Source organism: Sphingobacterium sp. UBA2480 (genome assembly GCF_002341965.1).
Lineage (GTDB): Bacteria > Bacteroidota > Bacteroidia > Sphingobacteriales > Sphingobacteriaceae > Sphingobacterium > Sphingobacterium multivorum.
Window position 1 is genome coordinate 345,576 of sequence record NZ_DDPA01000003.1, and the last position, 14,916, is coordinate 360,491.

Below are 14,916 nucleotides of genomic sequence, written 5' to 3' on the forward strand. Positions count from 1 at the left end.
CAGCGTGCTTGTGTGAACAAGGATGAGAACGAATATCAGGATCAAGGCCTGACGTGAATGTAGGAGTCTGTTCAAACTAGGCATGTTAGCAGCGATGTTAGTATGGTATTTCCGATATCAGATAATTTATCGATTCTTCCTTATCATAGGTTATTATCTTGAAAACAACTTTTTGTGATCAGAAAAAGTCAATTTGAAGATTATATGGTTAAAGATACGATTGTTTTTTAAAATAAGTGTATATTGTACGTTTATTTAAGGCGAACAGTTTTTACGAGTAAGATTTTGCTTCAAAAAGCAAAAAGTGGACGGGATGAAAGTAATAAGTGTCTCTATTAAAATAATGTACAAACCAATTTAAGCAGCTTATGTGCTAGTTTATCAAAAAATACGATACATCTAAATATATGCGGATCAATTTAATCTTATGTCTATTGTTTGTAGGACATTTTTCATTTGGACAGCAATTGAACAAAAAGACCGTACTAGCTCAGCTAAGTAAGGCAAACCAATACTGGCAGTCTCATCATAAGCCCGAAGTTTGGGCGTTTTGGGATCAGGCAGCTTATCATACCGGAAATATGGAATTCTATAAGATTTCAAAATCAGCAGGAGACTTAAAATATTCTACGGATTGGGCGATATACAATGATTGGAAAGGAGCCAAGTCTACCGATACGCAACTGTGGAAATACAACTATGGGGAAACAGACGAACACGTTCTTTTTGGTGATTGGCAAATCTGTTTCCAAACCTATATCGATCTCTATCATTTATCGCCAAGCCCTGAAAAGATTGCACGTGCTCAAGAAGTCATGGAATATCAGATCCACTCCAATAAACAGGACTATTGGTGGTGGGCCGATGGTTTGTATATGGTGATGCCAGTGATGACTAAAATGTACAAATTGACAGGGAATTCACTTTATCTGGATAAGATGTATACTTATTTGCAATATGCCGATAGTATCATGTTTGATCAGGAAGCGAAATTGTATTACCGTGATGCAAAATATGTTTTCCCCAAACACCAGAGCTTACACGGCAAAAAGGATTTTTGGGCCCGGGGCGATGGCTGGGTTTTCGCGGCATTTGCGAAGGTTCTTCAAGATCTACCTGAGGAGGATAAACATTATACCTACTATCAGGAGCGTTTTAAGGAAATGGCAGCCGCTATCATGAGTTGTCAACAGCAGGAGGGATTCTGGACTCGAAGCATGTTAGATTCCGAACATGCACCCGGCAGGGAAACAAGCGGAACCGCTTTTTTTACTTATGGATTGCTCTGGGGAATAAATAACGGATTGCTAAGCGATTTTAAATTTAAAGATGCTGCGGTTAAAGGCTGGAAATATCTTAGTGAGGTCGCTTTACAACCCGATGGCAGAGTTGGGTACGTACAACCGATCGGTGAAAAAGCTATCCCCGGACAGGTGGTGGGTACCAACTCTACAGCTCCTTTTGGTGTAGGTGCGTTTTTATTAGCCGGCTCGGAAATGTATCGTTATTTAGCTCAAAAATAGATTGGATTTGAAAATGAAAAATAAGATTTTATTGTTCTTGGTCATTTTTCTGACAGGCCATACTGCCCTTGGACAGGGCTTGAAGGAGAAACCTGTATCAGCAAAGGAGACGGATAGAGCTTTTTGGCTTAAAGAAATGGATCAGATGCTGCGTCCTGTCCTCCGCAGTCTGGCCCATGATAGCCTACGGTTAACTATGCCACAAATGACTTCTATACACGTGGATAATAAGGAACAGCGCATCAAAGTACAATATGTTGAAGTCTTGGGAAGGGTATTGTCAGGCATAGCGCCCTGGCTTTCTTTGGATGGCGGTTCGGCTGAAGAGATAAAGTTACGCGATCAGTATAGAGCATGGACTGTTCAAGCACTTAAAAATGCTTTGGACAGCAATGCGCGGGATTTTATGCGTTTTGATCTCGGTGGTCAACAACTTGTTGATGCCTCATTTATCGCTTTGGGATTTATGCGAAGTCCTTGGCTGTGGGATCATATCGACAAACAGACAAAAAAGAATTTGGTAGCATCCATAAAAATTACCCGCCAATTTCGGCCGGGTTATTCAAACTGGTTGCTCTTTTCAGCGATGAATGAAGTTTTTTTAGCGAAGTATTCGGATGATTGGGACGTGATGCGCGTTGATTATGCGCTGCAGCAATTGGAACAGTGGTATGTTGGCGATGGAATGTATATGGATGGTCCGCATTATGCGTTTGATTACTATAATAGTTATGTTATCCATCCCTTCCTGGCCGGAATTATGGATTTCATACAGCTGAAAACTAAAAACTATGATGGGATGTTTGCAAAAATCAAGCTCCGCAATGCGCGCTATGCCCTAATTCAGGAGCGGATGATCAATGCCGATGGCAGCTTCCCACCGACGGGAAGGTCTGTAATCTATCGTGCGGCAGCTTTCCATCATCTCGCCGATATGGCTTTCAAGAAACGGCTCCCTGTGGAGCTTAGCGAAGGACAGGTGAAGGCAGCACTGTCTGCGGTACTGAGAAAATCGACTGAAAATCCTAATACGTATGAAAATGGCTGGTTGACACTGGGTATGTATGGTAATCAGCCGGGCTTGGGCGATCCGTACAATAATCAGGGGAGCCCCTATTTATGTTCAGTAATTTTTTTGCCTTTAGGATTACCCGACGGAGATTCTTTTTGGACAAGTGAAGCAAGCGACTGGAGTGCACGGCGTATCTGGTCAGGACAGGACTGGCATAAAGATCAGAGCAAAGCCATTCAATAACCCCAAATTCCGGTGATAAGACTCCTTTCAAAAGGACTTGGCGGAATCAGCAAATGTATAAAAAATTCAATGAAGCAATATCTAAATCAACTAATAAGAGTAGAGATGCTCGCTTGCGCGTGCCTCTTGTTTATTTACAATGCACAAGGGCAGAAAATTAAGAATACGCTTGTCGGAAATGGTTGGGCAAAGAACACGGTCAACACAACCGTATTTCGTAAAAATTCATTAACCAGCAATGGTAAATACCAATATATCGCTTATTATGACGAAGCTGGATATGTAGTTCTAGGTCAGCGGTTACTTTCTGGCAAGGTCTGGAAGTTGCGACGTTCGGGTTATACTGGGCATGTGAAGGATGCCCATAATGTGATCAGTATTATGGTGGATAAGGCAGGATATCTCCACGTTTGCTGGGATCAGCATGACAGCAAGTTGAGATATGCACGTACCCTTCACCCCAATAGTCTTGTGCTAGGTTATGAGCAAGCCATGCTGGGACAAAATGAATCAAAGGTGACCTATCCTGAATTCTTAAAGTTGCCCAGTGGTGAGTTGCTGTTTTTATATCGTGATGGCGGATCCGGTCATGGTAATCTTGTGGTTAATAGGTACGACAGTAAACAACAGAAGTGGGAGCGGATGCATAGCAATCTGATTGATGGCGAGGGGCGGAGAAATGCCTATTGGCAAAGTTATGTGGATCGTCGGGGAACGATACATCTTTCTTGGGTGTGGCGGGAAAGTACCAATGTGGAAAGCAATCATGATATGGCTTATGCATGTTCAAACGATGGCGGATTAACCTGGCAAAAGAGTAATGGAATGCAGTACGAGCTGCCTATGAAAGAATCTACCGTTGAATACGCAGCCCGTATCCCACAACAGCACGAATTGATTAATCAAACCTCTATCGCTGCGGATGAAAAAGGGAATCCTTTTATCGCCAGTTACTGGCGTGACGCAGGATCAGAGATCCCACAATACAAGGTCATCTATTTACAAGAGGGTGAATGGAAGATCCGGTCTTTTGATTTTAGAAAAACACCCTTTACGCTGAGTGGTGGTGGAACAAAGGATATTCCAATTGCCAGGCCGCAGCTATTGGTTCGCGGAAAAGGTCATAAAACAATGTTGACGCTGGTCTTTCGGGATCAAGAGCGCGGTTACCGACCTTCGATACTGAGGTTGAATGGGATGCAGCAAGAGGCTAATAATATTATTGATCTTTGTGATCAGTCTGTAGGAGCCTGGGAACCTACATATGATACCCAGTTGTGGCAAAAGAAACGTAAAATTGCTTTATTTGTGCAGCCTACAGTGCAAAAGGATGCTGAGGGTCTAGCTGATGCTCCCGCGACAGCCGTACGGGTAGTAGAATGGCGTGATTGAGGAAGAGATTGCTGTGTTTTTTTTATATTAGAGAATACTATTAATACTCTAGCGCTAAAATATTAAAAAATCTTAAAAAGTAAACTGCACGTTATGAAACTTTCAACCGTATTTGTTTTGTTATTTCTAATCTTTACACATGTGTTTGGACAAAAAAGTAAAACAGTCCTATATGTAATCGGAAATATTCACGATAGTGTTCCAAATTATAATGCTCAAATTTTAGTTGGAATTCTTAACCATATTAAGCCTGATATTATTCTTCATGAAGTAGACCGCGAAGGGATGAAGGAATATGAAACTGCTCAGTATAACCCCGAGGGAAATGAAATAAAAGCAAGCAATCTTTATTTGATGAAGAATCCACAAACCCTGAGATTTCCATTTGATTTTGAAGGAAGAAACAAATACCGTAAAGAAAAAGGCATGGTACCTACTGATAACCTAACCGTTAAATTGATCGACAGTTTGTACCGTGCTCAAAAATTGACCGGCGGACAAGCCAATATTTACCAAGAATTTCAACGTATCTCAGGAGATTTAATAAAAATTGCCACGTTATCTCCCGAAAATTTCAATAATCATACTACGGATAGTATTGCTGAAAAAAGACAATATTATCAATATCAAGAATTACTGAAAATTACAGATGCAAGGTCTGAGTTTTCAGAAAGGTTTGTCACAAAACCCGATGGAGACAAGATCAGTTATAAAGATGGATTCAGATTAATGTCAGACTTCTGGGATTTAAGAAATCAAACAATGGCATCTAACATCTATGAGATAGCTCGAATATATCCAGGCAAAAAGATTGTCGTCTTAACGGGTTTTCTACATCGCTATTATTTGATAAGAGAGCTAAATAAGCTCAATAAAAACGATTTTGTACGCAAGGAATTTTATCAATAACAATCATAACTACGCGAAAGTATAGTGGATACAATTCTTACTCCACTTTTAAGCTGTCGACCGGATAAGCTTTTGCAGCGGCTATTGCTCTGGTACATAGGGTTAGAATAGCAATTACCAGTGCAATAATCCCTGCGAGAGCAAGTATCCACCAGCTGACCGAAATGCGATAAGCGAACTCTTGCAGCCACTGATTCATCAATAACCATCCGAGCGGCAGTGCAATCAACAGTGCTATACCGACCAGTTTAACCATATCAGAGCATAGTAGATAAACGAGGTTGCTTAATGTTGCGCCTAATGTTTTACGTATACCAATTTCCTTTATCCGCAATTGAATAGCGAATGTGATTACACCGAATAGCCCTAAACAGGCAATAACGATAGACAACAAGGCAAAAATTAAGAGAATTTGACCTTGCTTTATTGTATCGATGCTCGTAGCTTTTATCTATCTCTTATGGCTTCAGTTCATCTTTTTGCCAGCATTTAATATAGTGTACGCATGTGAACGATATTGTTTTAAACTGTTCGCATCCGTACATCTACTTTTTTTGAAAAAGATACGAAATGTGCTTTAATAGGTCATGGGAGCCGTTATTGAACGCACAGGGCAAATGGTATAGTATTTGGCACGGAGTTAATAAAATGGATCTTATGTTCTTAATGTATTTTGACGTTCACCTTTTGATCTCAGTCATTCACCGAGTTTTGTGGGGAACTAGTCTAAAATCTGTCGGTTAGAGCTCTAGTGAACCGTAGTTTTGAATTAAGAAATAAGAACAGAAAAACTTACACGATAAAATAAAGATATTATGAAAACGCTAGTAAAAACAATCGCAGCAGCAGCCTTAATCGCAATTTCAACATGTGCAATGGCAGCTGAGGGCCCAGGATCAAAAACAGCAAAAACAACTGTTAACTTGTCAACCGCAGACTTTGCTTTAGAGCACTATGTTGCTGTCATGGCTGAAGGAGAATCGGCTGGTGTAGAACAATTGTTTGCTGAAGATTTTAATCAAAAGGTTCAAACAGCAAACTTGAAGTCAAATAGCCGTAGTGAAGTGGTAAAATCATTGAAAAAACAAAAAGGTGAGAAACTAAACTGTAGGGTAAGTACGGAGATCCTTGAAACATCAGCCGATTATATGGTGGCCAGAATGACCTTGAAATTTGAAGATTTCACCAAGACCGATCTAGTAACCTTTGTCCGTGAAGGAAATGACTGGAAAGTGTCCAAATCGATCAATTCGTATAAATAGTAGCTCATAATTTGAGGCCAGCTCAGTCATAGCAAAAGCCGAGCTCTAGTGAATCACATGTTTATAAATTTAGTTTAGAAGCCACATCCTGCGATGTGGCTTTTTGTATGATCACAGATTTTTATGATTGTAAATTTGTTCTTTTAAGTTTTAATTCTAAATTTAATCGTAAATTCAAAGAACAATAATATCTTTATTTAAAGGAATGAAGAAAACTAGAAGTTGGCCATTCTTACTTATCTTGTTTTTAATCGCTACAGCAATTATTTATTCAAGATTGATTACGCATTCGATGGTATTAGGGAAATATGACTTCAAGTATCACGAATGCTTTGCAGGTGCAGAGCTTCCGGATAGAGATGATGAGCTAACCTTGTTGGATAACAATAAATATCGAAGTTCTTTTTTTGGCAATGGAGAATACCATGTAGCATACGGCGTATTTGATACGCGATTGGTTTTGCGTTATTCTGGAGGTACTGCTTCGTGTGAATTAGTCATAAAAAAACGGGGAAATAGTATTGTCATTGTTGTAGATGATACCTGCGATTTTTTTTATGAAAAGGCAGATTAAATCAAGGTGATGTTTTTTTTTGGCTGAATTGAAATTATCACTTAGTTTTTATAATCCACAGGTAATTCATACCCTCTTTGGTTCCTTAAAAGACTTAGCGGTGGTAGCCCAATTTCTTTTCTTCGTACATCTACCTCATCAATGTTCTCAATCGGTGTAACAATTCTTTTGTTTTGTTTACCCATTTCCCAGTATGATCCATAAATCTGTTTTTGACGGATTATGGCCCGGTGTCTATCGATAACTAAAGCCATGTTGAAAGGTGGATACTTGAGGTCTATAACCGCTTTTTTCATCAATGGTGTCAAAATTTCAATATTTTTGGCATCCTCAATCCCATTGTTTAAAGTATGTAACAATAATATAAAGATAGCGTTTACGCCATCCATGCCAACAGTTTCAAGATTCGGAAACTCTGTTCTCGCTATAATCTCCTTTATCACGGCCATATTAGCCGTGTCACTAGCGAAAATAAGAGAATCAGCTTTTTTGTATTCAATAACTCCCAATAAGGAACGCAATGCCTGATCCTTTTCCAACATATTAAGTAAAGTTGTGCGGTCCTCCAAATGAGCTATTTTGCTTAGATGTTTTTGACGAAGTAAATCGTAGGTTTTTCTCCAATTGGTATGATGTTTTAAAAAACTATTTACATTACTGTCAACCTCTAACATCCCTAAAGAAGCACCGTTTAAAATAGATTGCTTTAAATATTTTTCCGCTGTTTTACTGTCTTTTACTTTTAGTGCTAATTTTACCAATTCTATATCAATAAACGGATCTATATCACTAATCTTGACCATTTTTCGATATAACAAATAAGCTTCAGGTGTCTTCTTTTCAAAAATTAAACTATCTGCGGTATTCTTTAAATAAAAATAAGAACTGCTTTTTTGAGCTTTCACGTGGCAGGAAATGAAAATTAGGAAGAGAATAAGAAATGGTTTAAACATATGTTTATATTTATATACCTAAATATAATATATTGTCATTAATAATAAGAATATGTTTTTTATTTATCCTATTGGAAAAATAAGCACCTATTGAAATGGCCCTATTAAACACTCGCTTTTTTACTGATTTTTTTCCCTGCCTCAGATCTTTATTCCAATCAAAGAACTATTTTTTAGAAGTAGAAAAAATGTACGTCTAGGCCAAGATGCGGGCAGTATTGGCCGTTGAGGTCGCCCATGCGATTATCTCTTGAATTTATAGAAAGTGGCTTCATTATTGTAATCAACTCGGTTGCCGAGGACGCATTGGGAATAGCTTATGTTATTCTAAATCGTAAAAATCAAACAACGGTAAGGTAAAAATTACCTAATGCGTCTGTTTTCAGGCTGATAATTTACTGAATGTGGCTAGAATTCTTTAGTTTTGGCTATTTGTTTAGATAAATATTGCACTACAGCCTCCTTGGCGTAAGAACGTTTGGAAAAACTCAGAAATACGGACGAACAATGATATTGAAAGAAAGAATGAGCTACAACTATCTTAAATACCTTTTTACAGGAACGCTTTCGGCTTTACTGCTTACAGGCTATGCGCAGGAAGTGGGGAAACAGCAGAAAGATAAGAAAGAGAAACCACAACAGCATAGTGTGCAAAGTGGCGCTGGTGAAGTTCAAACCATGGATTCCATTGACGTCGTACGTGACTACCGGCCCATGCTGGCTGATGCCGTTAAGGTGCGCCGCAGCCCGGATATGACGCTTATCAACCGCGATGCTATTGAGACCGAATTGCGCCAGATTGCCACTGCCACCTATTTAGCACAGCAAAAATATAAACAGGCCTATTACCACGAATTGATGCAACGGCATCCAGACGCTTCACAAAGCAATATCGATAATTATCGCATCAGCTACCTGGCTTACGGAGCCGGCGAATACAAAAGAGCGAGCGGTATGTTGGAGGCCATAAAACCTTCGGATGCCTTTTATCAAGGGGCCATCATGACCTTAGGTCATATCGCACTGGAGACGGGCGACAAGCAAGCTGCACGAAATGCTTTTGTCAAAGCTACAAAGCTGGATTTGGACCGACAAGTGAAGGCCGATGCGCTATTTAACTATGCCAAAATCTTGTTTGCAATGGACTCCACCCAGGCTGCGCAAAAAGTCCTCGAGAAATATATCGCCCAGGAAGTGAAACCTGTCGATCCGGGTTCAAAAAGAAAGGAAAGTGCGGAAACACTATCCGCTGAAATTCTACGGGGGACGACCAATTTCCATGCTGGTGTCAGTATGCTGGAATCGTTAAAAGAGCGCGGTCGGGAAGTCAATGCGATCTATCAAAAGGTAACCTACTACCGCGGATTGGAGTTTTATAATGAGCGTGCTTTCGAAAATAGCATATCTATGTTTATGCGATCTGAAAAGTTTCCGGTCAATGCTGAAATGGCGGCTCTTGCGACCTATTGGAAAGCAGAAGCCATGTATGAAGTGCGCAAATTTGGTGAAGCTGTAGAAAACTTCTCCGAGTTTCTAAGCCTGCCCGTCGCTCGGAATACTGATGTCTATAATTATGCAAATTACGGGCTGGCGTATGCGGCATACCGAAACAACCGTTTTGAGTTGGCGGCCAAATATTTTGAACGCTTTCTGACTGCCGGAGGAAATACCGTGGATCAAAATATACGGTATGATGTTATTGCACGTCTAGGTGATTCGTATTTGTGTCTGCGCGATTATGGTCGGGCAAACAAGTACTACGACCAGCTGATTAATAGCAAAGCGCCAAACCAGGATTATGCCTTCTTCCAGCGTGGTATTTTATTTGGTCTACAAGGCGACAATGAAACCAAGCTCAGTACGCTGCGGTCCGTACTGAAACAATTTCCATCTTCGAACTATGCAGATGATGCTGCCTTTGAAATTCCCTACACTTATTTCACGATGGGTGATTATGGCCGCGCTATCGAAGGGCTGCAAGCAATGGTCGAAAAGTACCCCCGTAGCAGTTATATTCCCCGCGCCTTAATGACCATAGGGCTCGTGCAGTACAATAACGATGAGCCCGAAGCGGCGAAAGCGACTTTCGAGAAGGTGGTGGAGAAGTATACCCGAACTGCTGAGGCAGAGCAGGCCATGCGTTTCATTGAAAACATCTACCTCGATCAGGGGGATGCTTCAAGCTATATCCGTTATGCCGTGGGTACCAATGTCAGTAATCTGAGTCCTGCGGAATTGGATAATATGGCTTTTCAGGCCGCACAGTCTCTATTCGCCAGGGGAGAATACGGAGCCGCTGTGGAGGCGATCAATGCTTATTTCGATAAATTTCCAAAACCCAAACAAGAAAAATTCGCCCGTTACATCCGTGGGGTGAGTTCGTATCGTACGGGGCATCCACAGGAAGCACTGCATGATCTGAATATCATCCTGAACGACTGGACGAGCAAGTATTCAGAGAATACCTTGCTGACGGTGGCTGCGCTGTACCTGGACCTCAAGGAATACAACGAGGCCATTGTACACCTCAAAAAATTGGAGCTCAACGAAGAATATAAAAAGAACTATGGCTACGCAGTAACGAACCTGATGGTGTGTTACTTCGAACTCGGCGATATGGAGCAAATGGCCAAGTACGTAAGCCTGATCAAGAATTACAAGGACGCAACCGAGGAAGAAATTGCGAAAGCGCACCTATACAGTGGAAAAGCCTTGCTAAAAGAAAAGAATGTAGCGGCTGCCATGAAAGAATTTAACCTGGCCGCGTTGAAGAGCCAGTCGGCAGTCGGAGCAGAGGCGCGCTATCGCGTGGCACTAATGCAGTATGATAACAAAGAATATGATAAGGCGCTGGAAACAGCCTTTGATGTGATCAACAATCGGGAAGCACAAGAATACTGGGTTGCCAAGAGCTTCCTATTGCTTGCTGATGCCTATGCGCGCAAAGGCAATACCTTCCAGGCGAAGAGTACCTTGAAAAGTGTGATTGACAATTATGATAAAAACGATGATATTGTGCCCGCGGCGAAAGAGCGCTTACAGAAACTGAAGTAACACGTTGTAGATTTGTCCGTAAGACAGATTTGAGGATGTTTGTCCATTTATACCGAATAGCAATGGCCTTGTAGCACTTGCCGTTTGGAAAAGCCCGATTGTTCTCGGGCTTTTTTATGTTTGTTATTCCTTCCTTCTCATTCCTTTTTTGCTTCTGTAAATGCCGTGTTTGCGTAATTGATACGGTCTCTATTTAACGCTTTATCCATTGTACGGATGCGGACAATACGTTTGTAAACTGTTCGCAAGCGCACATTTATTTTTTAAAAGAAGATTAATAAAAGGCCATTTTAAGGCCCAGAAAGCATAAATATACGCCTTTGGCCGACTGGTATAGTGTTTGGCATGTGGTTGTCGAAATGTGTCCTAAATTTCTTCGGCATGCTTCCGGATCGAAATCTCTTGTTGGTAAATGACAATTCACCGAGTTTCTTCGATCACTGGTCTAAAGACCATGGGGTAAATGCATATTAAACAGAAGTTTTGGACCCACAAGTAGAAACACGATAACTAACACAATAAAATAAAGGTATCATGAAATCATTCGTAAGAAATTGCACTGCAATAGCTTTAATCGCCTTGTCCACATTCACCATGGCAGCTGAAAGATGGGGAGACAAATCAGAAAAGACAAACATTAACCTTTCCACGGCAGGCTTAGCACTGGATCACTATCTTGCAGTCACCACCAAGGGGGAATCGGTAGGCGTGGAGCAGTTGTTTACGGACGATTTCAACCAAAAGATACAGGCTAACAGCATATTGACCTATGGTCGTAGCGCTGTGATTAAATCGTTGAAAAATCAACACGGAGAAAAGCTAAATTGCAAAGTAAATATCAAGATCGTAGAAAAATCAGTAGATTATATGATTGCAAAAATTGCAATGAAATTTGACAGCTTTAGCATGACAGACCTCGTGACTTTGGTTTACGAGAATGGCGATTGGAAGGTGTCCAGGTCAATTCATTCCTACCAATAATGCTTATTCCCTATAAATATATATGTTGTGAAGCCACGTCGAGCGATGTGGCTTTTTCGGATTTATGCCCTTTTGTTTCGTTATTTAAAATTTCGATAAGGTAATCCAATATTTAATCGGGTTAAAAAGTATGCGCTCACTTGATTTTTATCTCTATTCTGAGCTGGAATAAAAAATGAATAATTGTTGATAAGATCAATCTTTAAAGATTGTAAAAAGGATTTTAATACCACATCTTCTATGCGAATAGATTGTTTCTCCGGAATTGAGTATTCCAAATAAGCGTCCAGTTGATTAACTTTTCCATCCTTATCGATTACCATTGAGATGGATAAATCAATATCTTCGGGATTAATATCCCTTTTTTGAGCAGCAGCTTTAAGTGAATTTTTTAAGCGTGCTACCTTTTCATAAAATTCATTTTTAGGCTTGGGTTCTTTTAAAAGGTTCCAGTCGTTATTAAAATAAACTCTATTGGAACCGTTCTTTAATTCCAAGCTATCAATAGCAACTTTATTTATTAATTGATAGTTATTGACTTGTTTGTCATCGATTTTTTCAACGAGACTGTGATTATGCTCGTTAAATTTTATAGGAAACAGGCTGTGGTTTTCATAAGCTGAATTTGCATTTACACCTATATAAATTTGATGGTTTTGCATAAAACCAACCATTGGGTGTTGATAGAACTGATGATAGTTTTTCGTCAAGTCAAGATTAGCAGTATAATTATATTTTTCGAATAAAATTGCTGGATAGTCTGTGTTGACCTTTAAAATGATATAGTTTTTAGGGTCGAAAAAATATTTTACCCCCGAAAATGAGCTGTTTTCATACTCTTCTTTCGTATCTACATTCTTATTCTCAAGAACTACTTTTTTTAATAATCCTATTTCCTTGGAAACAGGACTTCCAAGCGTTATTCTTTTAGGGAATACCTGGGATTTATCAGCATTCTTTGCTATAATTCTAATTGAGTCAATAGCAGTGGCGTGTTGACTCGGCTGACCGGAACAACTGACATGGATTGTTAACAGTACAGTGGCAAAAAACAGTAAAAAAAGGCTTCTTCCCCTATGGCTTAAATCTAAAGTTTTATCAAAGAGTTCCATTTCACATTTGGATTTGTCGTACATCTATTAACAAAAGCATACCTACTATATTCCATTTTATCATAATAATTCTTTCGCAGCTGTAGCGGTATTACATTATGAAGTCGGATTATTTTTTTGATATCCTATCCGTTTCTGCTAGACACTTCATTTTCCTATTTGTTAATCCTAAACTAATGCTAAGGACATATTCATATTACGCATTGTTTTAATGATGCTATAGAACTTCGAAATAGTCGTTTGATTCGAAGGTTTGACTATTAATCAGAATTCTTATTTTTGTTTTTCCCCTTCGGTTGACTGTTGGCACCATAAATTCCATTTCTCCAGGTTTGACCGATATTGGGCTAACCTCAACTCCGCCGACCTCAATCCGATAATAATTTGTCTTGGCACCTCGTACCTTTAACTTAACAATATCTCCAGGAGCACCTTTGGTCGGATAAAAGCTGTCTATGCTTAATCCGTTTACCTTTATGACTTTACGGTCCACCTCAAAAAAACTGCCGCCATACTTTGCATAGCCGATTTGAATGTTGTTATCTCCTTTTACAAGTGTAAATGAACATGGAAATTCGAGCTCACCATTTTTTGGTAGGCCATAATATATCTCAAATTCACCCAGTTTGATAACATACTCCTGGTTGGGTAGGAAATTTCCCTTTATCCGGATAGGGTCTTCATAATACCATGTCCCTGGGTCTACAGCCGTAATACGAAGATTTTGAACGGTCAACTGGTCGTTGATTTTCAGATCGCCATATACATTGCTATTGATCGCTATCGGATATTTTCCTTCCGGAATATCGCCAACATGTACCGGAATATCTTTTTCAAAATTGGTCATGGCAAGCTCTCCCTGATACTTTCCTATCGCTAATTTATACGTGCTATTGACCAGATATTTAAAGAAATCAAGGCCTTCAAGTTCCGTATGTCCAAAAGGGTGCACTATTTTATACTTCAGCGTTGCTGTTTTCATATTGGGAACCTCGAGGTCCCATGTCTCTTTGAGATAAACCGTATCCTGCCCCCAGATGTAGCCTAATTTATAGGAATGTCCATTAAGTGGTATGTAGGGTGCATAATAATTATCTTCATATCGTACGACTTTATCACCTAAGATAATTTTAAAGTCGTGAGATCTGTGGGGCGATAAGCCGATCGCATTCAGCTTAATTGGATCTGTATAATAATGGGTGCCTGGACTTGGTGGCAACAACCGCGCTGCAATTTTATAACTCAATAAATATTGCTGAAGACTCTGATAATCTATTTTTTTTGATAACACCACGCGAGCATCTTCCCCATGGTATACATTCTTCGTCGACATAGTAAACGTTAGCGATTCTTTTTCCTTATCTAAAGTAAAAGGAACGTCACTATTTTCTCCAGAATAGTTACTAATGATGGAGAGCTTAAATGAATCATCCACCTGCTTAAAACGGCCTTTAATCGTGATGACGTCGCCTGGACTCGCATATTGGAGTTTGGAATTATCTACCCAGATATCATTTACAGTAAAGAGAACGGGGTTTCCCTCGTATGTATTCTGGTCAGTCTTTACATAGAATATATAGCGATAGACTTCACCGATTTTAAACGTCGATTGTAGGTCATAACTGAGGATACCAACTTTTGCCTGTTTTCCCAAAGATATGGTACGGAAGGTTGTTTCTTCTCTCAATGCAATCTTAAAGCCGTAGTCCAGTATCTCTTCATCATTTAGATAATGGATTTCGCCATATAAAATCGCATGGTTGTTTCTAAGATCGCCAGCTTCTAAGGTCGCTATTGTTATCGGTGTTTTATCAATTATCTTTTCCTCTTTCTTACACGATGCAAGAACGAAAAACAAAAGCATTGTAAAAGTCAATTTGATAATTTGCTGCTTCATGATT

Annotated in this window: 12 protein-coding genes; 8 read left to right on the plus strand and 4 right to left on the minus strand. The window is 39.7% G+C overall.

Annotated features, from left to right (window positions below):
• Positions 1-407 precede the first annotated feature (407 nt).
• The 4 genes from B3600_RS07290 (at position 408) to B3600_RS07305 (ending at position 5,079) form a co-directional block, all read left to right on the plus strand.
• Positions 408-1,523, plus strand: coding sequence for a glycoside hydrolase family 88 protein (locus tag B3600_RS07290; RefSeq protein WP_201639643.1), 1,116 nt, complete (start codon positions 408-410; stop codon positions 1,521-1,523).
• 13 nt (positions 1,524-1,536) lie between these two features.
• Positions 1,537-2,778 carry a DUF2264 domain-containing protein gene (locus B3600_RS07295; protein ID WP_286752548.1) on the plus strand — a complete coding sequence of 414 codons (1,242 nt, stop codon included), beginning with the start codon at positions 1,537-1,539 and terminating at the stop codon, positions 2,776-2,778.
• Positions 2,779-2,847: 69 nt separating this feature from the next.
• Positions 2,848-4,170 carry a BNR repeat-containing protein gene (locus B3600_RS07300; RefSeq protein ID WP_286752549.1) on the plus strand — a complete coding sequence of 441 codons (1,323 nt, stop codon included), beginning with the start codon at positions 2,848-2,850 and terminating at the stop codon, positions 4,168-4,170.
• A gap of 141 nt (positions 4,171-4,311) precedes the next feature.
• On the plus strand, positions 4,312-5,079 hold the full coding sequence (locus B3600_RS07305) for a hypothetical protein (protein ID WP_286752550.1): 768 nt from the start codon (positions 4,312-4,314) through the stop codon (positions 5,077-5,079).
• 37 nt (positions 5,080-5,116) lie between these two features.
• On the opposite strand, the gene B3600_RS07310 is transcribed toward B3600_RS07305, so the two are convergent.
• Positions 5,117-5,470 carry an ABC transporter permease gene (locus tag B3600_RS07310; protein ID WP_286752551.1) on the minus strand — a complete coding sequence of 118 codons (354 nt, stop codon included), beginning with the start codon at positions 5,468-5,470 and terminating at the stop codon, positions 5,117-5,119.
• Between the two features lie 424 nt (positions 5,471-5,894).
• Between B3600_RS07310 and B3600_RS07315 the strand changes: the two genes are divergently transcribed.
• Positions 5,895-6,341: a nuclear transport factor 2 family protein gene (locus B3600_RS07315; protein ID WP_286752552.1), complete on the plus strand. Its 447-nt coding sequence runs from the start codon at positions 5,895-5,897 to the stop codon at positions 6,339-6,341.
• Between the two features lie 205 nt (positions 6,342-6,546).
• Positions 6,547-6,915, plus strand: a complete 369-nt coding sequence (locus tag B3600_RS07320; RefSeq protein ID WP_146752988.1) for a hypothetical protein — start codon at positions 6,547-6,549, stop codon at positions 6,913-6,915.
• A gap of 41 nt (positions 6,916-6,956) precedes the next feature.
• On the opposite strand, the gene B3600_RS07325 is transcribed toward B3600_RS07320, so the two are convergent.
• Entirely contained in the window at positions 6,957-7,868 is a 912-nt protein-coding gene (locus tag B3600_RS07325) for a DUF6624 domain-containing protein (RefSeq protein ID WP_070565262.1), read from the minus strand.
• 507 nt (positions 7,869-8,375) lie between these two features.
• On the opposite strand from B3600_RS07325, the gene B3600_RS07330 reads away from it, so the two are divergent.
• Positions 8,376-10,922, plus strand: coding sequence for a tetratricopeptide repeat protein (locus tag B3600_RS07330; protein WP_286752553.1), 2,547 nt, complete (start codon positions 8,376-8,378; stop codon positions 10,920-10,922).
• 534 nt (positions 10,923-11,456) lie between these two features.
• Entirely contained in the window at positions 11,457-11,903 is a 447-nt protein-coding gene (locus tag B3600_RS07335; protein WP_201639637.1) for a nuclear transport factor 2 family protein, read from the plus strand.
• Between the two features lie 80 nt (positions 11,904-11,983).
• Here B3600_RS07335 and B3600_RS07340 read toward each other — a convergent pair whose 3' ends face one another.
• Both B3600_RS07340 and B3600_RS07345 read right to left on the minus strand, forming a co-directional pair.
• Positions 11,984-13,015, minus strand: a complete 1,032-nt coding sequence (locus B3600_RS07340) for a hypothetical protein (protein ID WP_286752554.1) — start codon at positions 13,013-13,015, stop codon at positions 11,984-11,986.
• A 217-nt stretch (positions 13,016-13,232) separates the two neighbouring features.
• Positions 13,233-14,912 (minus strand): hypothetical protein, encoded by a 1,680-nt coding sequence (locus B3600_RS07345; protein WP_286752555.1) that lies wholly within the window; start codon positions 14,910-14,912, stop codon positions 13,233-13,235.
• Positions 14,913-14,916: the final 4 nt, after the last annotated feature.